We start from the raw sequence: 18,932 nt of genomic DNA, 5'->3' as shown, positions 1-18,932 counted from the left end.
CGTGTTTCCATGCTGCCGGGATAACGCGGGTTTCATGGGGTTTGAATCGAGGGCACGATAAAGTGCGCAGGGGAGATATGTTACACCGGTTGTGCCGGATCTTCGGGGCCTGGCGGCTGGGGGCTGTTGCAATAATATATATAAATATCAGATACTTATTAACTCAGGCGCGGCACGGCGCGGCCACGAGACAAGTGTTATGTCCCCGAATCCGCCGAAATCTGTTATAGCACCTGCCTCATGGCGCGATGACGAGCTGACTTGAACTCGTATGAAATATCGCGGAAACAGTGCAGATTCCCATAGTCGTTTTTGCCAAGGTTGCTATGCCGAGGGTGTTATCGTAACTCAAATCTACGTTATTCTTTAAGCATACCCCTACTGGTGTAGCAAGTTTAAGTGTATCTATTCTAATCAGCGTCGTACTTATTGTTCTCCAGGCAATTGGGTATACGATCGAAAAATTGGGAGTGAGGCAGCCGGCGCCCGACAAGGTGCCGGACGTAAATTTGACGACTCCCGGGACCAGCACCGTTCCCACGGACGTCACCGTTCCGGCCATTGTCAGGCTGCAAGTCTGAGGGCCCATGAAAATTACCTCAACGGTAATTGATCCTGGGTTTATATTGACTGGAGCGTTAAGACCAGGTGAGGCAATTGGATTGGCCGCAGCTGGCGCCGCATAAATTCCAAAAACGGCGAAAGGTGCTACGGCCATTTTAAACAATATTTTCATCAGACCTCTCCCCTTCATTTTATATTCTCAGAGGTATGAGCGGTAACTCGTTAATCGGCTACACGCATTAATTGCTTGGTCCAATATGGTCGAACCTTGCTCGCGCGACCTTGCCGGATGTTTCCAGAATTACGGTGATGTTACACTTTGTGCTCGCAGGTCAGTCTGGTCATCTCCCAACCGGGCGCGTGTATATTGGGTGGATAATCACCGCATTAAATCCGCGAAATCACGGCAACCGGCGCTAGCTTCTCGCATCGGGCGTTCAGCCTTTGCGCTGGAGCAGCGCCAGCACCACCGTGACGCCGGCCAGCAGGGCGGTGAGGGTCAGCGGCGCGATCGCGCCATAGGTGTCGACGGCATAGCCGCCGACCACGGCGCCGATCGTGATGGCGACCTGGAACGAGACCACCATCAGGCTGCCCGACGCCTCCAGCGCGTCGGGTGCGGCGCGCGACAAATTGGTCGGCAGTACCACCGGCGCCATGCCGAACGCGAAGCCCCACAGCGTCACGAAAGTGAAGGCGACCGCCATATGCGCGCCGCCGAGCACCAGGGCGAACGCGGCCAGCCCCATCAGCGTGCTGGTGGTGACCAGAGCCAGGCGGATATTGGCGTCGGCGATGCGGCCGCCGGCGACATTGCCGACCACGGCGGCGATGCCGAAGCCGAGCAGCGCGAGGGCAATCGGCACCGTCGGCAGCAGCGTGATCTGTTCGAGGAATGGACGGACATAGACCGAGCCGGCGAAATGCCCGGTCATCAGCAGAACAATGGCGAGCATGCCAAGCTGAATGCCGCGCCGCCGCGTCAGGCGCAGGACATCGGCGAGGCTGTTGCTGGTGGTTGCCGGCAAGCTCGGCAGGCTCAGCGCCTGCAACAGCATGGCAAGCGCGGCGAGCCCGGCGGTCAGCGCCATGGCGGTGCGCCACCCGAGCCAGTCGCTGATCAATGCGCCCATCGCCGGCGCGGCGATGGTGGCAAGCGAGACACCGAGCGTGACCATCGCCATGCCCCGGCCGATCGAGTTGACCCCGGCCACCCGTGCGACGACCGCGACCGACAGCGCCCAGAAGCCGCTCAAGGCAATGCCCAGCCCGGCGCGGCCGAGCAGCAGCCACCAGAAATCGGTCGCCAGCGCGGCCAGGATGTTGGAGCCGATCGCCAGCGCGCTGAGCCCGACCAGCACGGTCTTGCGGTTCAACCGGCCGATCAGCACATTGCTGAACAACGCGGTCACCGCGCCGACCGACGCGGTGGCGGTGACGACCTGGCCGGCGACGCCCTGGCTGACGCCGAGATCGCGCGCCATCGGCGTCAACAGGCCGGCGGGCAGGAATTCGGCCGAGACCAGCGCGAAGCTGGCGGCCGCCATCGACAGGATCGCGAACCAGGTCGTCGCGTCCCACGCCGCCTCAGCCAGCGCGGGGGGTGGGGCGGGGGCCGGGGCCGGGCCGTCACCGTCCAGTACCGCCCCGTCGAATTGCAGGGCCATCGAATCCGACATGAAGAATCTCCTGAAGTGGAGGTCTTCATAGGCCGGTCTATCCGGATGATCTGTATCCTATAATCCGAATTCCATGTCCGTTCGTCCGGAATTTGTGCGCCGCACAATGCCGGGCGAGACGCGCGTGATCCGCTTGAACGCGCGGGCGAACGACGCCTCGGACTGATAGCCCAGCCGGCCGGCGACTGTCGCGACCGACAGGCTGCCCTGGCTCAGCCATTCCCGCGCCAGCTGCATGCGCAGGCGGGTGAGATAGTGCGCCGCACCTTCGCCGAGAACCGCACTGAAGCGCTCGGCGAAGACCGAGCGCGACTGGCCGGCGAGCGTGGCCAGGCTGTCAACCGTCCAGCCATGGCCGGGATCGCGGTGCATCGCCGCCAGGGCGCGGCCGAGATGCGGGTCGCGGATCGCGGCGAGCCAGCCCATGGTCGAGCTGCCGGTGCCGTCGACCCAGCAGCGGATCAGCCGCGCGGTCAGCAAATCGGCCATGCGCGACAGGATCGTGGCGCTGCCCATGCGCGGTTGCGAGGCTTCCGCGGTCATCGCCTCCAGCAAGGGGCCGATAATCGGATCATTGGCGGCCACGTCGCAGCCCTTGATCAGCGGCGGCATCAGGTTGATCAGCGGGTGAAGCGCATAGGCGTCCAGCGCCATCGAGCCGCAGAACAAGGTGCTGGTCGCGCCGGTTCCTTCGCGGACGACATCGCAGACATTGCCGCCGAGCCGGACCACCTGGCATTCCTTGAGCGAGTCGGTCGCGACATCGGGGGAACTGGCCAGCCGGTGGGCGATGCCTTGCGGCAGCAGCACCAGGTCGCCGTCATGCAAGGGCTGCCAGCCCTGCGCTTCGGTGTGGATGAAGCACGGCCCCTTGCTGATGAAGTGAAAGCGCAGCAGGCCCTGATGCGGGAAGCCGATGCTCCAGGGCGGCTTGAGTTCGCAGCGACCGTAATTGACGCCGCTCAGCCGAAAGTCCTGCAGCACCTGGCTGAGCGCGTCCATCACGACGGGCGGCGGCGTAGGGCTGGACGAAAGGTCAAGCATCCTGGTTATTTATGTGCCGGGTGTCCGGATGGCAACCGCGATATGCACGCGCCGAGGCTCTTCCATATGGATTACAATCGAAGATCAGCGGCATAGTGAACGGCGTGAGCGATTGAGCCGGGCAGGTGCGCCGGGTGTCGTCAGGGAGAGTTTCATGGTCGATCAATCCGCCGCCGGTGTCGTGCCGGACAAGGTCGAACCGGCGGTTGCGCCGGTCAATGAGCGGCTCTCCGGCGGCTGTCAGTGCGGGCGGATCCGCTACACCGTGCAGGTTGCGACCGATGACGCCTATCTGTGCCATTGCCGCATGTGCCAGCGCGCGATCGGCAATGTCTCGGTCGCGTTCATGAATGCGAAAAAGGCCGAGGTGATCTGGTCGCGCGAGCCGGAGCGCTATCAATCCTCGCCGATCGCGCGCCGGGGCTTTTGTGCCGCGTGCGGCACCTCGCTGACTTTCGAATTTCCCGACAGCGAGCAGATGGATTTGACCGTCGCCAGCTTCGACACGCCCGGGCGGTTTCGCCCGACGCATCATTTCGGGGTGGAGAGCCGGCACGAGGCGTGGCTCGACACCCGCGACCTGCCGGACTATCGCGCCGATCAACACGACAGCCTTGTCGATCGCTGGATGAAAACCCTTGGCAAACTCCCCGATTGAACCGCAATTTTTCGACAGCTTCGATGGCGCGAAGATCGCGTGGCGCGAGACGGGTGAGGGCAGGGTGGTCGTGCTGCTCCACGGCTTCTTCTCCGACGCGCAGACCAACTGGATCCGCTACGGCCATGCCGCGGCGATCGCGGCACGCGGTTTCCGCGTCGTCATGCCCGATTTGCGCGCGCATGGATCGAGCGCCAAGCCGCATGACGCCGCATCCTATCCGCCCGATGTGCTGGCCCGGGACGGCTTCGCGCTGATCGAGCATCTCGGGCTGAGCGATTATGATCTTGGCGGCTATTCGCTCGGCGCGCGCACGGTAATGCGGATGATGGCGCAGGGCGCCACGCCGCGCCGCATCATCGTGTCCGGCATGGGCCTGCAGGGGCTGACCGATACCGCCGGGCGCGGGGGGCATTTCCGCAACATCCTGACCAATCTCGGCAGTTTCCGGCAGGGCTCGCCCGAATGGCTGGCCGAGGCGTTCCTGAAGACCAGCAAGGGCGATCCGATCGCCTTGCTGAACATCCTCGACACGTTCGTCGATACGCCGGTCGAGGCGATCGGCGCGATCGTTCAGCCGGCGCTGATCCTGTCGGGCGAGGAAGACGATGACAATGGGTCGGCCGAAGCGCTGGCGCAGGCCTTGCCCGACGCAGTGTATCGTACCGTTCCGGGCGGCCATATGAGCGCGGTGGTGAAGCCCGAGCTGGGGCTGGCGATCGCCGAGTTTCTCGCCGCCTGATCCGCGCTTGACCAGACGTGCGGCGGCGGACAGGTTGCCGCCAGCAACCAGTATCAGGGGTTACCAATGATCCGCACCGGACTTTCGATCGCGGCGCTCGCCTGCGCGCTCGCCACCACGCCGACTCTTGCCAAAGAGAAGCAGGACAAGCCGGTTGCGGCCCAGGGCGTTGCCGCGCCGACGGCGGCCGATGCCGACGCCTTTGTCGCGGCGGCGGAGAAGAGGCTGTTCGATTTCTCGATCGAGTCGAGCCAGGTCAATTGGGTCAACGCGACCTATATCACCGAGGACACCGATGCGATGGCGGCGCGGGTCAACGCGACCGGCACCGAATTGTCGGTCAAGTTCGCGCTCGAAGCGGCGAAATATGACAAGGTCGCCGGCCTGTCGCCCGACACGCGGCGCAAGCTCGACCTGCTGCGCGGCGGGCTGACCCTGCCGGCGCCGACCACGCCGGGGGCCGCGACCGAGCTGTCGACGATCGTGACGCGCATGTCCTCCTCCTATGGCAAGGGCAAGGGCACGCTGGGCGGCAAGCCGATCAACGGCAGCGATATTGAAGCCGCGATGGGCACTGAGCGCGATCCGGCCAAGCTCAAGGAAATGTGGGTCAGCTGGCACGACAATGTCGGCGCGCCGATGCGCGAGGATTATGCGCGCATGGTCGAGATCGGCAACAAGGGCGCGGTCGAGCTCGGCTATAAGGATGTCGGGTCGCTGTGGCGCTCGGGCTATGACATGAGCCCTGAGGAGTTCGCCAGGCTCACCGACACATTATGGAAAGAGGTCGAGCCGCTTTACCAGTCGCTCCACACTTATGTCCGCTGGAAGCTCAACGAGAAATATGGCGATGCGGTCCAGTCCAAGACCGGCCCGATCCGCGCCGACCTGCTCGGCAATATGTGGGCACAGGAATGGGGCAATATCTATGATCTGGTCGCGCCCAAGGGGGCCGGCGATCTCGGCTATGATACCGGCGAGCTGTTGAAGGCCAAGGGCTATGACCCGGTCAAGATGGTCAAGGCGGGCGAAGGCTTCTACTCCTCGCTTGGTTTCGCAGCGCTGCCCGAGACATTCTGGGCCCGTTCGCAGATCACCAAGCCGGCCGACCGCGAGGTCATCTGCCACGCCTCGGCCTGGGATCTCGACAACAGGAATGATGTGCGCATCAAGATGTGCACCAAGGTCAATGGCGATGATTTCGTCACCATCCACCACGAGCTGGGCCATAATTACTATCAGCGCGCCTATCAGGCGCAGCCGTTCCTCTATCTGAACGGCGCGAATGACGGTTTCCATGAAGCGATCGGCGATTTCGTCGCGCTGTCGATCACGCCCGATTATCTCGTGCAGATCGGGCTGCTCGACAAGGCCAAGGTGCCGAGCGCGGACAAGGACACTGGCCTGTTGCTGAAACAGGCGATGGACAAGGTCGCGTTCCTGCCGTTCGGGCTGCTGATCGACAAATGGCGCTGGGGCGTCTTCTCCGGGAATATCAAGCCGATCGGTTACGAAGCCTCATGGAATGCGCTGCGCCTGCAATATCAGGGCATTGTCCCGCCGGTGGATCGCGACGAGACCCGGTTCGATCCGGGCGCGAAATATCATGTGCCGGCGAGCGTGCCCTATACCCGCTACTTCCTTGCGCGGCTGCTGCAGTTCCAGTTCTACAAGGCAGCGTGCGACCAGGCCGGCTGGAAGGGGCCGCTGCATCGCTGTTCCTTCTACGGCAACAAGGAGGTCGGCGCGAAGCTCGACGCGATGCTGAAGATGGGCCAGTCCAGGCCGTGGCCGGAGGCGCTCGAGGCGTTCACCGGCAGCAAGGACATGTCGGGCGCGGCGATGGTCGAATATTTCGCGCCGCTCAAGGCGTGGCTCGACGAGCAGAACAAGGGCAAGCCGACCGGCTGGTGATTGCCGGTCGCTCTCGCTTTGCGGCGCGGGGGTGGCGGTTTATTCCCGGTGCAACGCCAGAATATGCCCCCGCGCCGGGGTGTCCGGGGCGCCGTCGAGATGACCGTCGCGGGTTTCGAGGAGCCGGAATCCTTCCGAGAGATATAGCGCCATGGCCGGGGTGTTGCCGTCGAGCACCGACACCTCGATTGTGTCCGCCTGTGCCGACTCAATTTGAGTCAACAGGGCGTGGCGCAGGAGCGTGCGGCCGATGCCAAGGCGGGCATGGCCCGGATCGACATACAGCCAGTTGATTTCGGATGCGGTGAAGGCGATAAAACCGCGCACCGCGGCATCATGCTCGGCGATCCAGACGTCCCCGTCGAACAATCCTTCCGGACCGGCGGTGTCGGCCAGCGAGCGGAACGCGCCGACGCCGACCGTCAGATCCAGTTCGATCAGCCGCGCCGTATCATGGACGCGGGAAATCGCCTCCCAGTCGGCGGGGTCGTAGCGGCGGATCGCGGGGTCCTTGCCGATCGGCATGGTCGTGTCGGTTCCGCTTACGGGGCAGGATCGCAGGCTTGGTTGGGTTTGGGCCGGGGGCCCTAGTCCGCTTTCTTGCCGGGCTTCGGCTTCGGCTTGCCCTTGGCGCCGTCGGGCGTCCTGCCGCGAAGCGCGAGCAGCGTCCCGGTCACCGCCGCGCCGATCCCGCCAACGATGGCGGCGGCGGTCCATTTGCGGGCCGGCGATGCATCGGCAATGGCCTGCTGCGCCTTGCCGAGCGTTGCCGTCACCGCGTCGCGCGCACTTGCCGCCGCTTCCTGCACGACGACGCGCGGGCCGGTCGACGGTTTCGGCTTGGCGGCGGCACGGGGTTTTGCCGCGCCGGGCTTTGCCGCACTGGGTTTGGCCGCGCTGGTCTTGGCGGCCGCCGGCTTCGGCGTGCTCGCCTTGGGTTCGGCTGGAGCGATGGGTGCCGCCGTCACATTGGGCTTGCGCGCTGCGGCGGGCTTGCGAGCGGTCGCAGCCTTGCGGCGGGGAGCAGGCTTTTTGGGAGGCGTGGCCATGGGAGACTCCTGAGTCGTTGAGCTTGCGTAACGCGTAAGTGCCGGTTGGTTTCCCGTACCGGGCAGGAGGTTAACGGAATGGCGGTTCGTTGAACGCGCGGAGCTTGCGGCTGTGCAGCTTGGCGCCCTCGCGGCGCAATTCCTCGCACGTCTCGATGCCGATGCGCATATGCTCGCTGATCGCGCGCTCGTAGAAGCGATTGGCCTGGCCAGGCAGTTTCAGCTCGCCGTGCAGCGGCTTGTCCGAAACGCACAGCAAGGTGCCGTAGGGGACGCGGAAGCGATAGCCCTGCGCGGCGATCGTCGCCGATTCCATGTCGATGCCGACCGCGCGCGACAGCGAGAAGCGCAGCGCCGATTTGGAATAGCGCAGCTCCCAGTTGCGGTCGTCAGTGGTGACGATGGTGCCGGTGCGCAGGCGACGCTTCAGCTCCTCGCCCGACTGGCCCGAAATGGTTTCCGCCGCGCGCGCCATCGCGACCTGCACTTCGGCGATCGCGGGGACGGGAATTTCCGGCGGCAGCACGTCGTCAAGCACATGATCGTCGCGCAGATAGGCATGCGCCAGGACATAGTCGCCGATCCGCTGGCTCGGGCGCAGGCCGCCGCAATGGCCGATCATCAGCCATGCCTCGGGCCGCATCACCGCGAGATGGTCGCAGATCGTCTTCGCATTGGACGGGCCGACGCCGATATTGACCAAAGTGATGCCGGTACCGTCCTCCGCCATCAGATGATAGGCCGGCATCTGGTGGCGCCGCCACGCGCTGTCGCTGACGATCTTGTCGGCATCGTCGCCGGCATGGATCATCACGCCGCCGGCGCCCGACAGGCCGGTATAGCGGCTGCCCTCACCGAGCTGCGAGGCGGCCCAGCGGACGAATTCGTCGACATAGCGGTGATAATTGGTGAACAGGATGTAGCGCTGGACATGCTCGGTCGGCGTGCCGGTGTAATGGCGCAGCCGGGCGAGCGAGAAATCGGTACGCAGCCCGTCGAACAGCGCCAGCGGGCGGATCGCCGCATCGTACAGGCCGTCGGCAATCTCGTCGCCGATATAGGCAAGCTCGGTCGCCGGGAAATGGCGTGCCAGGTCGGAGGCCGAAACCTCGTCGAGGCTGACCGCGTTGCCGGCGTCGAGCACATAGGGGAAGGGGATTTCTTGCCGTCCCGCGACCGCTTCGACCTCGACGTCATAATCCTCAATCAGCAAGGTCAGCTGCTCGATCAGATAATCGGCGAAGATTGCGGGCTTGGTCACGCTGATGCGGTATTCGCCCGGCGTCACCAGCCGACCGAACGAGCGGATCGGGGCGGGACGATCGTCCAGGCCGAGATATCGCAGGTGAATTTCGGGATAGGCGAACGACCCGTCGGTCCGGCTTTTCGGATCGGGCGTGGTGCCGTCAGTGATATAGGCGGTGAGGGCGCCCTGGAGCCGCTTGACGGAAGCGGTATAGAGCCGATCGAGCTCGGCCACGATCATGGATGCGCGTGTCATCTGCTGTCGCTAAGGCAGCTTCGTTACGCTGGCAAGTCATGGGGCAAGTCAATGCGACGGCTGCGGTACTCCCTCTCCCTCGTGTGGAAGGAGAGGAGGCCGGAAGATCAGTCCTTGCCGTCGTCCAGCAGCTTGCTGATTCCGAAGGCTGCACCCGCGACCGCGGCGGCGGCGCCGGTGGCGATTGCAGCAGCGGCGACCGGGTTCTCCTTGGCCGCCACGATCGTCGACTCGACCGCCGATCCAACGGCTTCGAGTGTTGTATCGACGGCCGATCCAACGGCTTCGCGTGCCTGTTCGAAGAAGGACTTGTCGCCAGCGGCGCTCTTGGCGGAATCGACGATCGCGTCGGTCTGAGTGGTTGTGCTCATCACAAGCTCCCTTGATTGTTCAAGGAAAGAACCCCCGCCCCACGCCACACGTTCCCCACCAGAAGGCGGTTGAACGCAAGCGCAGGGCGGTTGAAGCGGAATCGTTTTGTAATTCGCGGTAGAGCGAATTTCAAAGGCGGTACCGGCCCGCTCCCCAGGCCACCCACAGCGTATCCTGAACGGGTGGCCGGGAGGGGGAGCGGGCCGGTACCGCCGAAAAATGCGCCTCAGCGCATTTTTTCAAACGGGCGCTCAGAGCTTGCCGAGCAGATATTCCGCCGAGCTGACATTGAATTCGCCGGGTGCTTCGACATTGAGCTGTTCGATCACGCCGTCATTGACGATCATCGAGTAACGCTGGCTGCGCTCGCCCATGCCGAACTTCGAGCCATCAAAGGTCAGGCCGAGCGCCTTGGCGAAATCGGCATTGCCGTCGGCGAGCATGGTGATATCGCCCGCGTCGCTGGCCTTGCCCCAGGCGCCCATCACGAACGCGTCGTTCACCGAGGTGAAGGCGATCTCGTCCACACCCTTCGCCTTGATCTCGCCGGCCTTATCGACAAAGCCGGCCAAATGGCGCGCCGAGCAGGTCGGGGTGAAGGCGCCGGGCACGGCGACCACGGCCACCTTACGGCCCTTGAAATACTCGTCCGAGCTGACCTGATCCGGTCCGCTGGCGGTCGCTTTGGTGAGGGTGAGGTTGGGTACGCGATCGCCGACGCTGATGGTCATTGCTGAAATCCTCCTGGTGGCCGCTGGTGTGCGGCACGTGATGGCCGCGATTCCGCGGCCGTGCCTAACTCGTGCAGCTTCGTCGGGATTTCAAGCGTTGGGATTTCAGGCGTTGGCGGGGCGACCACGGCCGGGCTATGGCGAAGCGATGGAAAGTGCAGCGTATCTGACCGGACAATTTCTCCTCGCCATGCCGGGAATCGGCGATCCGCGATTCGAGCATGCCGTGATTGCGATCTGCGCGCATGACGGGGAGGGGGCGATCGGTATTGGCCTGGGCGCGACGATCGGCGGACTCGGGCTGCACACCGTGCTCGACCAGTTCAAGATCGATCCGGGCGAGGCGCCCGACGCGCCGGTCCATATCGGTGGCCCGGTCGAGCCGCGGCGTGGCTTCGTGATCCATTCGAACGACTGGGGCGGCCAGGATACGATCGATGTCGCCGGACGCTGGGCGCTGAGCGGCACGATCGACGTGCTGCGCGCGATCGCCGCGGGCAAGGGGCCGCGCCACTGGGTGGTCGCGCTCGGCTATGCCGGATGGAGCGAGGGGCAGCTCGATGAAGAGATGACGCGCCATGGCTGGTTCAACGTGCGGGGCGATCTCGATCTGCTCTACGATACGCCGGCCGATGCGCGCTGGGCGCGCGGGTTCGCGGTGGCGGGGGTCGATGCGCGGCTGCTGGCCAGCGGGGCGGGTACCGCCTGACCGGCGGCCCGGCGGATCGTCCTGCCCGAAAGCTTGTCTTTCCCGCTGCTTATCGGTTAGCCTTCCCACGCTACCAACCGGGAGAACCCAATGGCGCGGCCTATCCGTATTGTTGTCGGTGGAACTGTGGTCGGGTCATCGCTGACCTGGGCTTATCCGAAGGGCGACCTGCTCGGGAATTTCAGAATTCCTACTTATCGCATGACGGTGAGCGGCACGGATACCGCCGGCCGTCCGAAAGCCGTGATCTTCGAAGTGCTGCGGTTCGGTGTGCAGAGCAAGGATGGCCGAAGCGCGCAAGTGGTCGGCCTTGCCGATGCGCAAACGCACACGATCAAGCAGTGGATTCCGACTTATCGAGTGCATAGCGCGCGATCGCTGGAGAATGGCGGCTGGCAAGTCTACGCCAATTTTCTGATTCACGACGGTCCCGATAATGCCACGGAACTGTTTGCGTCGATCGGCTGTGTCGAAGTCATGGGCCGGCAGGGCTTTGTCGCGTTCAACGATCTGCTGATCGAGCTGGCAGGCGTGACCGGGCGTACCCGCGACGATCAGCTTCATGCCATTGCCCGTTCGGGCAAATTGAGCATTCATTACGAACGGGCAAGCCGCCCGCCGCTGGTCAAGGCGTGATTATGGCGCGGATGATCGTCTTCGCGATCGCTGGCTCGCTCGCGGCGTGTTCCGCATCGCCTGTGGTCAACGCTGCCGCCGCAGCGGATGCCAACGCCAACGCTCTAACCGAGACGCTGGCCGAACATGCCGCATCGCCAGCGCCCTCGGCGGTGGACGCCCTGCGCGGTGCGATCGAGCAGCATTTTCCCGGCACCGGGCTGAAGCAGGACGATCGTGCCGGCAACGAGGTCGCGACCCTGATCAAGGCCCATGTTGATCCGGTGCTGACTCGGGGTGCCACCGCGACCGAGGGCCATGATCTGCGCTTCTCCGGTCAGGATGGCATCGAGCGCCACGCCGGTTTGTTTGTCGTTCGCTTCGCCGATGCGGCGACCGCGACGGCGCGCAGTACCAAGGTTGTGGCGAGGCGAAACGCCTTTCTTCAGAACAGCGAGATCCGGTCGCCGATGGCCGCGGCGCAGGCCGGCCCGGTCGTGGCCATTTTTTACAGCGAAAGTGGCGGCGACCCGCGCATGAGGGAGGTGCTCGACGCCGCGGCATCGACTTTCGGCGGCGCGAAGCCTGGCGTCCGGGAATAGGGTGAAAGGCGCTCGAGAGCGTGGCCTGAGCTCTACTGCCACACGCTCAGGCGGTCGACGGCGCGCTGGAAGCCCGCCGCCATCGAGCGTGCTCGCGCCCTGAGCAGGATGCGTCGCCCCTTAGCATTGCGCAGATAGACGAGTTTTCCTGCCCCGACATGCCGGGCCCAGCGTCGGGCGAAGAATTCGGCATGGTCCTTGTGCTGGCCGATGGCCGTCGGCACGGCGTGATAATCGATCCTGAGCCAGCGGCCGAGCGGTGAACTGCGCATGAGCAGATACCGCGGGTTGCGTACCGGCCCGAGGACTTCCTCGATCGAGTCGAGAATGAGGCGTTCCTCGATGCGCGTCGCACCCTCGATATGGACGAGCGACTTGCCCAGTGCGCTTTTGCGTGCCTCGACCCGAATGGCGTCGGGATCGCTGCTGAGCAGGCCGGCATGCGCAAGCGAGTCGACCACAACTTGCCCGACCTGCGTCATGCTGCCCTCAAGCGTGCCGTTGCGCGTGAGCAGGTAAAGCGCCTTGCCCAGCTTGGCGATGCTGCCGGCGACGGTCGAATGGAGTTCGCTCTGGTCGACCAGGCGGACACGGCGCGCCTCGATCGCGCCGAGTTGCCGGAGATCGGCCTTGATTGCGGTCAGCCGGACCTTGTCCTCGATCTGATCGGCCGTGGCGAACAAGAGGCCGGTCAGCAAGATCTCCAGCCAGCCGAGCGACATGGGCGGCATATCGGCGCGACCGATGCCAAGCAGGTGAAGCGCATCGCGCGGCGGCGGCGTGTCCGTCGAAAACGCGAAGATCAGCATCGAGGAGAAGAATTCGGGCGCCGCCAGAATCTCCTCCTCATGCGCGGCGGTGTTCGTCAGATAGGGATGAGTGAGGATGAGCGCGCGGAATGCCGTATCGGCCTGCAGCGCCGTCACGAATGCATAAAGGCCGTCGCGCCGTGCCGCGAGCAAGGCGTCTTCCGACCCGGTCGGCTGTGACACATGGACATAGTCCTGATGCGGGCACAGATCGCCGTTGCGGACCAGTTCGGGCACCGGGATTTCGGCATCGATCGGCCCGCACAGCGTCTCGTACCGGACCCATTCGGTGTACTCGACGTCATAGGGCGGGGTCGCCGTCAGCGACACGAGCCGCGCCTCGGGCAGTGCGGCGTGGAGGGTGTTGAGCGCACGCCACCATTCGCGCCGCAGGTGATGCGCCTCATCGAGGATGATCGTCGTTGGACCGAGTGCCCGGAAATGGGCGAGCAGCGTCTCGATCCGCACCGGCGTGGCATCCGCCTGCTCTTCGACCGTATCGTCTGCGATGATTTCCGGGTCGATGATATCGGGTTCGATCCGGTCCCCGGTTTCGCCCATAGCAGCGTAAAGCGCCTGATAGGTGAGCACTGTGACTGGGGCCGGCGCGGCAAGCGAGGTCGACACCCAGTCGGGCTGAGTATGCGGCGCGGGCAGGAACATCCCGCACAGCCGGTCGACCCATTGGTTGCGCACCGCGATGGTCGGCGCGAGGATCAGGGCGGGCCGGCCGATGCGGCGCATGACCTCGAGCCCGAGCACGGTCTTGCCCGACCCCGGCGCGGCGACGACATGCAGTCTATCATCGGCAAGATGCGTATCGAGATCGGCCAGGACCTGGTCCTGATAGTCGCGCCAGCGTCCCTGGAACGCCATGTCCGATATCATGCTTGCACCCTTGCTCCGGTCGGGACGGCGACGTGCCCGAGTTTGGGAAGCATCGCAATCACGCCGGGGAGGGGCGGCATCCGGTACGCGCCGAAGCGAGGCCGGAGAAGGCATATAAAGACATCTTTATATTTGATTTGGCCGCCATCACGCTCTATGTGCGCCGCATCCAATCGTTTTTACCGGAGACTTTCTCGTGGCCACCGCACCTGCCATCGAAACCAACGACTATGTCGTCAAGGACATCAGCCTCGCCGATTTCGGCCGCGCCGAGATCAACATCGCCGAGACCGAAATGCCCGGCCTGATGTCGTTGCGTCGGGAATTCGGCGCGTCGCAGCCGCTGAAGGGCGCGCGCATCACCGGTTCGCTGCACATGACGATCCAGACCGCGGTGCTAATCGAGACGCTGACCGCGCTCGGCGCCGATGTGCGCTGGGCGACCTGCAACATCTTCTCGACTCAGGACCATGCCGCTGCCGCGATCGCCGCGACCGGCGTGCCGGTGTTCGCCGTGAAGGGCGAGAGCCTAGCCGAATATTGGGACTATGTCGGCGACATCTTCAACTGGGGTGCCGACACTGACGGTACCACCGCGAACATCATCCTCGACGATGGCGGCGACGCGACGATGTTCGCGCTGTGGGGCGCCAAGCTCGAAGCCGGCGCGACGCTGGGCGAGCCGGAGAATGACGAGGAAGTCGAATTCCAGCGCGCACTGAAGGCGTTCATTGCGAAGTATCCGGGCTACCTGACCGCGACGGTCAAGAACCTGAAGGGCGTTTCGGAAGAGACCACCACTGGCGTTCACCGGCTGTACGAGATCGCCAAGAAGGGCGAGCTGCCGTTCCCGGCGATCAATGTGAACGACAGCGTGACCAAGTCGAAGTTCGACAATCTCTATGGCTGCAAGGAATCGCTGGTCGACGCGATCCGTCGCGCCACCGACGTGATGCTCGCCGGCAAGGTTGCCTGCGTTGCCGGTTTCGGCGATGTCGGCAAGGGCTCGGCCCAGTCGCTCCGCAATGGCGGTGCGCGCGTGATGGTTACCGAAGTCGATCCGATCTGCGCGCTGCAGGCGGCGATGGAGGGCTTTGAAGTCGTGACGATGGAAGAGGCCGTCAGCCGTGCCGACATCTTCTGCACCGCGACCGGCAATGCCGACGTGATCACCGCCGATCACATGAAGGCGATGAAGCCGATGGCGATCGTCTGCAACATCGGTCACTTCGACTCCGAGATCCAGATCGCTGCGCTCAGCAACTATGAGTGGACCGAAGTGAAGCCGGGCACCGACCTGGTGAAGTTCCCCGACGGCAAGCAGATCATCATCCTCGCCAAGGGCCGCCTGGTGAATCTGGGCTGCGCGACCGGTCATCCGTCGTTCGTGATGTCGGCCAGCTTCACCAACCAGACGCTGGCGCAGATCGAGCTGTGGACCAAGGGCGAGAACTACAAGAACGACGTTTACGTCCTGCCCAAGCATCTCGACGAGAAGGTCGCGGCGCTGCATCTCGAAAAGCTCGGCGTGCATCTGTCGAAGCTGACCCCGAAGCAGGCCGGTTATATCGGCGTGCCGGTCGAAGGTCCGTTCAAGCCGGATCATTACCGCTATTGAGTAATCTGCGCCGGATATCGGCGCACCACTGAAGTTGAAACGCCTTGTCTACACTATCGTGTGGGCAAGGCGTTTTGCTGTTGCGCGTTTGCAACGGCGTTTACAATTCAGCAACAAAGGGCTTGCTTTCGGTACGTAAAAAGAGATTTTTGAGGGTGTGGGGGGCCATAAAGTCAAGGGGTTACTCATGCCTTCTCACACTTCGGTCTGGCGCCTTTCGGCCAGCACCTCGTTCGCGGCCGTTGCACTTGTCATTGCCGGCCCCGCTTTCGCCCAGACTGTCACCGATCCTGGCGCGACCCAGGCAGAGCCGGTTGCCGAGACTCCGGCCGAAACCACCGATATCATCGTAACCGGATCGCGCATCCGTCGTCCCGATTTCGACAGCCCGAGTCCGATCGTATCCGTGACCGCAGCGCAAATTCAGCAAGCCGGTACGACCAACCTGACCGACTTTCTGACCGGATATCCGGCCCTGATCGGATCGTCGACCTCGCATCAGAATTCGGGCGATCTTGCCGGAATCGGCGCGACCGGGCTGAACTTGCTGAATCTGCGCAATCTGGGAACAGAGCGGACGCTGGTGCTGATCAACGGCAAGCGGCAGGTCGCGAGTGTGCCCGGGGAGCAGTCGATCGATATCAACACCATTCCAAGTGACCTTATCGAGAGTATCGACGTGCTCACGGGGGGCGCCTCGGCCATTTATGGCGCGGACGGCGTGACGGGCGTCGTGAATTTCAAACTGAAGCAGAATTTCGAAGGCGTCTCGGCGCGGGGCCAGGCCGGCATTTCGGAAAAAGGCGATTCGGGTCAACGCCTGCTGAGCCTGACGATCGGCAAGAATTTTGCCGATGGCCGAGGCAATATCGCGCTTTCCTATGAATATGGCGCCGAAGACCGGCTCACGCAGCACGACCGCAAACGGCTAAGCGGCCTCAGCAGGCAGGTATTCGTGCCGAATCCGGACGATCTGCCCGATGCGGATGGACACGATAACCCCAATCTTCCCGACAGAATACCGCTGCGAAACGTCCGTTACGGCACTTCGGCGCCCGGCGGCGCGATCGATATCAACGGCGATTATTTCCCCGAATTCACCAGCTCGGGTGGCATCTTCGACAATGGCCTGGATCTCACCCAGGGCTTTGTGCAAGGCGGCGACAGCACGCTGGTTTCCGACTACGGCAATGACTTGCTGCCTCAGGTCCGGCGCAATATTTTCAACGGCATTGCCCATTTCGACATATCGGACAAAATCACGCTCTACGCGGAAGGCAAATATGCCAATGTCCGATCCTTCTCGCTCGGTCAGCCGACCTTCGATTACGGTATATTCGTCGAGGCGGACAATCCTTATGTTCCGGCCAATATCCGCGCCGCGATCGATCCGTCGATCGGTGGCGTGCTCGTCAACCGCGACAATTTCGACCTTGGACAGCGTGGCGAGGATATCCGCCGGCAGACTTATAGCGGCGTGATCGGCGCGAAGGGTGATATCTCGGATAGCTTCCACTACGACGTTTCGTTCACCTATGGTGAAACCAAGGTGCGGAGCCAGTATGTCAACGACATCTACAACGATCGCTTCTTTGCGGCGATAGACGCGGTACGCGATCCCGTGACCGGCACCATTACATGCCGCGCCAATCTCGACCCCAACTGGGTGCCCAATCAGCCGTATGAGAGCGGCCGCAACGTTCAGCCCCGGATGACCTTCCAGCCTGGCCAGTGCACACCGATCAATTTGTTCGGGGTGGGCAACAGCAACCCCACCGGGGTCGACTTCATTCATGCGACGACCACGGATTATTCGACGATCAAGCAGCAGGTTCTGTCGGGTTCGATCTCGGGCGACTTCCGTCAGTTCTTCTCACTTCCCGGCGGGCCGATCGGCTTTGCGTTCGGTGCCGAGTATCGCAAGGAAGACAGCAGCTTCAATCCCGATCCGATCGAACAGCAAGGGCTGACGTTCACCAACGTGTTGAGCCCGACCAAAGGGACATTCCACGTCACCGAATTCTTCGGCGAGCTCAATGCACCGCTGATCAAGGACCGCCCCTTCTTCCATGATCTGGAGCTGGGCGCGGCGATTCGGGTGTCCGATTATTCGACGATCGGGCGGACGACCACCTGGAAGGTCGATGGCATGTATTCGCCGATCCGCGATATCACCTTCCGCGGAACCTATTCGGTCGCAATCCGTGCGCCTAATATCGGCGAGCTGTTTAGCGGCAATTCGCAAACCTTTGAGTTTTTCAATGATCCCTGCCGGGCGTCCAATCTCGATCAGGGCACCTCATACCGTGCAACGAATTGCCAGACACTGCTGACGGGCCTTGGCGCCGATCCGGCGCACTATGACGATAATCGGAGTACCAACATTTCCGGCGTTCAGGGTGGGAACCCGTCGCTCACGGAGGAAAAAGCCAAGACCTGGACTGCGGGCATCGTATTGGCGCCGCGTTTCATCCCCGGACTGACCTTGTCGGCGGATTGGTATGATATCCGGCTGGAAAATGCGATTAACACCGTGAAACCGCAACAGCTGGCTGAGCTTTGCGTCGATCAGCCGTCGTTGCAGAACATCTTCTGCAGCTCCATCACGCGCCAACAGGGTGCTGCCGGAAACGCTGCGGCCGGCAACATTCTCGGCTTCACCGTCATGCCGCAGAATGTCGCCTCGTTCCAGACAGCCGGGCTCGACCTCAATATCAACTATCTGGTGCGTACGGCGCATCTCGGCACGTTCAACATCCGGGCTGTCGGGGGCTATCTCAACAAGTTGAACTTCGTTGGTACGCCGGGTGCCGATCCGACGGATGAACGTGGCACCTCTGACGCCTTTGCGCCGAAATATCAGGCGAATCTGGACGTCACCTGGAACAGCGGACCTGTCACGCTGAATTATGGCCTGTCATGGTTCGACAAGACACTGCGCTATTCAAAGCTGATCATGGCGGGCGACCCGGACTATGTCGCGCCCGAATATGTCTACTACAAGGCGCGCTGGCAGCATGACATCTATGCCGCGTTCGATGTCGACAAGCGGTTCCAGTTTTTCATGGGCGTGAACAACGTCTTCAACCAGGAGCCGGACGTCGGGGCGAACACCTATCCGGTCAGCTCGGTCGGCCGTTACATTTACGCGGGCGCGAAGGTGAAGCTGCCCAAATTCTGAATATGGGCATCGGCAGGAAGGGGGCGGCATTTGTCGCCCCCTTTTTTAATCATGAGCGGCTCTGAAGGCGCCGCATCGGATGGCTGTTATGGCTTCCCAGGATTTGCAGGCGCGCAACCGCCGCACTGCGTCACATACTTGTACATCTGGCGTCATATTATGAGGGCGCGAAGGAAATGATATGTTGCAGATGAGCAACATGCAGGCAAATAAGAGCGTCAAGAAAACTTCACTTGCATGATTGGCCTTGGCTAAC

Annotated in this window: 17 protein-coding genes; 8 read left to right on the top strand and 9 right to left on the bottom strand. The window is 63.0% G+C overall.

Features of this window, described 5'->3' with window-relative positions:
* Positions 1–238 precede the first annotated feature (238 nt).
* From ACRECS_RS03890 to ACRECS_RS03880, 3 genes are all read right to left on the bottom strand, one after another.
* Positions 239–736 carry a hypothetical protein gene (locus ACRECS_RS03890; RefSeq protein WP_431581637.1) on the bottom strand — a complete coding sequence of 166 codons (498 nt, stop codon included), beginning with the start codon at positions 734–736 and terminating at the stop codon, positions 239–241.
* 265 nt (positions 737–1,001) lie between these two features.
* On the bottom strand, positions 1,002–2,243 hold the full coding sequence (locus ACRECS_RS03885) for an MFS transporter (protein WP_431581636.1): 1,242 nt from the start codon (positions 2,241–2,243) through the stop codon (positions 1,002–1,004).
* A 57-nt stretch (positions 2,244–2,300) separates the two neighbouring features.
* Entirely contained in the window at positions 2,301–3,287 is a 987-nt protein-coding gene (locus ACRECS_RS03880) for an AraC family transcriptional regulator (protein ID WP_431581635.1), read from the bottom strand.
* A 154-nt stretch (positions 3,288–3,441) separates the two neighbouring features.
* On the opposite strand from ACRECS_RS03880, the gene ACRECS_RS03875 reads away from it, so the two are divergent.
* The 3 genes from ACRECS_RS03875 to ACRECS_RS03865 all read left to right on the top strand — a co-directional run bounded on the left by ACRECS_RS03875 (position 3,442) and on the right by ACRECS_RS03865 (position 6,601).
* Positions 3,442–3,945, top strand: a complete 504-nt coding sequence (locus ACRECS_RS03875; protein WP_431581634.1) for a GFA family protein — start codon at positions 3,442–3,444, stop codon at positions 3,943–3,945.
* A complete protein-coding gene (locus ACRECS_RS03870; RefSeq protein ID WP_431581633.1) occupies positions 3,926–4,687 on the top strand; it encodes an alpha/beta fold hydrolase in 762 nt (253 codons plus the stop codon). The genes ACRECS_RS03875 and ACRECS_RS03870 overlap by 20 nt, the downstream gene beginning before the upstream one ends.
* A 66-nt stretch (positions 4,688–4,753) precedes the next feature.
* Positions 4,754–6,601, top strand: a complete 1,848-nt coding sequence (locus tag ACRECS_RS03865; RefSeq protein WP_431581632.1) for a M2 family metallopeptidase — start codon at positions 4,754–4,756, stop codon at positions 6,599–6,601.
* A 39-nt stretch (positions 6,602–6,640) separates the two neighbouring features.
* Here ACRECS_RS03865 and ACRECS_RS03860 read toward each other — a convergent pair whose 3' ends face one another.
* The 5 genes from ACRECS_RS03860 to ACRECS_RS03840 all read right to left on the bottom strand — a co-directional run bounded on the left by ACRECS_RS03860 (position 6,641) and on the right by ACRECS_RS03840 (position 10,254).
* The gene (locus tag ACRECS_RS03860; RefSeq protein WP_431581631.1) at positions 6,641–7,126 is read right to left on the bottom strand and encodes an N-acetyltransferase family protein; all 486 of its coding nucleotides are present in this window, start codon (positions 7,124–7,126) and stop codon (positions 6,641–6,643) included.
* A 62-nt stretch (positions 7,127–7,188) separates the two neighbouring features.
* Positions 7,189–7,650: a hypothetical protein gene (locus ACRECS_RS03855; protein ID WP_431581630.1), complete on the bottom strand. Its 462-nt coding sequence runs from the start codon at positions 7,648–7,650 to the stop codon at positions 7,189–7,191.
* Positions 7,651–7,720: 70 nt separating this feature from the next.
* Complete coding sequence (locus tag ACRECS_RS03850) at positions 7,721–9,151, bottom strand: AMP nucleosidase (protein ID WP_431581629.1); 1,431 nt, start codon at positions 9,149–9,151, stop codon at positions 7,721–7,723.
* 107 nt (positions 9,152–9,258) lie between these two features.
* Positions 9,259–9,522 carry a hypothetical protein gene (locus tag ACRECS_RS03845; RefSeq protein WP_431581628.1) on the bottom strand — a complete coding sequence of 88 codons (264 nt, stop codon included), beginning with the start codon at positions 9,520–9,522 and terminating at the stop codon, positions 9,259–9,261.
* Between the two features lie 252 nt (positions 9,523–9,774).
* Positions 9,775–10,254 (bottom strand): peroxiredoxin, encoded by a 480-nt coding sequence (locus ACRECS_RS03840; RefSeq protein WP_431581627.1) that lies wholly within the window; start codon positions 10,252–10,254, stop codon positions 9,775–9,777.
* Positions 10,255–10,402: 148 nt separating this feature from the next.
* On the opposite strand from ACRECS_RS03840, the gene ACRECS_RS03835 reads away from it, so the two are divergent.
* The 3 genes from ACRECS_RS03835 to ACRECS_RS03825 all read left to right on the top strand — a co-directional run bounded on the left by ACRECS_RS03835 (position 10,403) and on the right by ACRECS_RS03825 (position 12,180).
* Positions 10,403–10,963 (top strand): YqgE/AlgH family protein, encoded by a 561-nt coding sequence (locus tag ACRECS_RS03835; RefSeq protein WP_431581646.1) that lies wholly within the window; start codon positions 10,403–10,405, stop codon positions 10,961–10,963.
* A gap of 90 nt (positions 10,964–11,053) precedes the next feature.
* Complete coding sequence (locus tag ACRECS_RS03830) at positions 11,054–11,599, top strand: hypothetical protein (protein ID WP_431581626.1); 546 nt, start codon at positions 11,054–11,056, stop codon at positions 11,597–11,599.
* A 2-nt stretch (positions 11,600–11,601) separates the two neighbouring features.
* On the top strand, positions 11,602–12,180 hold the full coding sequence (locus tag ACRECS_RS03825; RefSeq protein ID WP_431581625.1) for a hypothetical protein: 579 nt from the start codon (positions 11,602–11,604) through the stop codon (positions 12,178–12,180).
* A gap of 32 nt (positions 12,181–12,212) precedes the next feature.
* Here ACRECS_RS03825 and ACRECS_RS03820 read toward each other — a convergent pair whose 3' ends face one another.
* Complete coding sequence (locus ACRECS_RS03820) at positions 12,213–13,877, bottom strand: DEAD/DEAH box helicase (protein WP_431581624.1); 1,665 nt, start codon at positions 13,875–13,877, stop codon at positions 12,213–12,215.
* Between the two features lie 196 nt (positions 13,878–14,073).
* Here ACRECS_RS03820 and ahcY point away from each other — a divergent pair, with 196 nt between their 5' ends.
* Both ahcY and ACRECS_RS03810 read left to right on the top strand, forming a co-directional pair.
* Positions 14,074–15,495 (top strand): adenosylhomocysteinase, encoded by a 1,422-nt coding sequence (gene ahcY / locus ACRECS_RS03815; RefSeq protein WP_431581623.1) that lies wholly within the window; start codon positions 14,074–14,076, stop codon positions 15,493–15,495.
* A gap of 187 nt (positions 15,496–15,682) precedes the next feature.
* Positions 15,683–18,676, top strand: a complete 2,994-nt coding sequence (locus tag ACRECS_RS03810; protein WP_431581622.1) for a TonB-dependent receptor plug domain-containing protein — start codon at positions 15,683–15,685, stop codon at positions 18,674–18,676.
* Positions 18,677–18,932: the final 256 nt, after the last annotated feature.

Origin of the sequence: Sphingomonas sp., assembly GCF_050725575.1 — a bacterium.
GTDB lineage: Bacteria > Pseudomonadota > Alphaproteobacteria > Sphingomonadales > Sphingomonadaceae > Sphingomonas.
This window is presented reverse-complemented; position numbering and strand designations above follow the sequence as displayed.

Excerpts from the sequence above, each read along its gene's own strand:
- ACRECS_RS03890 (WP_431581637.1), bottom strand. The coding sequence starts at position 736 with ATGAAAATATTGTTTAAAATGGCCGTAGCACCTTTCGCCGTTTTTGGA.
- ACRECS_RS03885 (WP_431581636.1), bottom strand. The coding sequence starts at position 2,243 with ATGTCGGATTCGATGGCCCTGCAATTCGACGGGGCGGTACTGGACGGT.
- ACRECS_RS03880 (WP_431581635.1), bottom strand. The coding sequence starts at position 3,287 with ATGCTTGACCTTTCGTCCAGCCCTACGCCGCCGCCCGTCGTGATGGAC.
- ACRECS_RS03875 (WP_431581634.1), top strand. The coding sequence starts at position 3,442 with ATGGTCGATCAATCCGCCGCCGGTGTCGTGCCGGACAAGGTCGAACCG.
- ACRECS_RS03865 (WP_431581632.1), top strand. The coding sequence starts at position 4,754 with ATGATCCGCACCGGACTTTCGATCGCGGCGCTCGCCTGCGCGCTCGCC.
- ACRECS_RS03860 (WP_431581631.1), bottom strand. The coding sequence starts at position 7,126 with ATGCCGATCGGCAAGGACCCCGCGATCCGCCGCTACGACCCCGCCGAC.
- ACRECS_RS03855 (WP_431581630.1), bottom strand. The coding sequence starts at position 7,650 with ATGGCCACGCCTCCCAAAAAGCCTGCTCCCCGCCGCAAGGCTGCGACC.
- ACRECS_RS03850 (WP_431581629.1), bottom strand. The coding sequence starts at position 9,151 with ATGACACGCGCATCCATGATCGTGGCCGAGCTCGATCGGCTCTATACC.
- ACRECS_RS03845 (WP_431581628.1), bottom strand. The coding sequence starts at position 9,522 with ATGAGCACAACCACTCAGACCGACGCGATCGTCGATTCCGCCAAGAGC.
- ACRECS_RS03840 (WP_431581627.1), bottom strand. The coding sequence starts at position 10,254 with ATGACCATCAGCGTCGGCGATCGCGTACCCAACCTCACCCTCACCAAA.
- ACRECS_RS03835 (WP_431581646.1), top strand. The coding sequence starts at position 10,403 with ATGGAAAGTGCAGCGTATCTGACCGGACAATTTCTCCTCGCCATGCCG.
- ACRECS_RS03830 (WP_431581626.1), top strand. The coding sequence starts at position 11,054 with ATGGCGCGGCCTATCCGTATTGTTGTCGGTGGAACTGTGGTCGGGTCA.
- ACRECS_RS03825 (WP_431581625.1), top strand. The coding sequence starts at position 11,602 with ATGGCGCGGATGATCGTCTTCGCGATCGCTGGCTCGCTCGCGGCGTGT.
- ACRECS_RS03820 (WP_431581624.1), bottom strand. The coding sequence starts at position 13,877 with ATGATATCGGACATGGCGTTCCAGGGACGCTGGCGCGACTATCAGGAC.
- ACRECS_RS03810 (WP_431581622.1), top strand. The coding sequence starts at position 15,683 with ATGCCTTCTCACACTTCGGTCTGGCGCCTTTCGGCCAGCACCTCGTTC.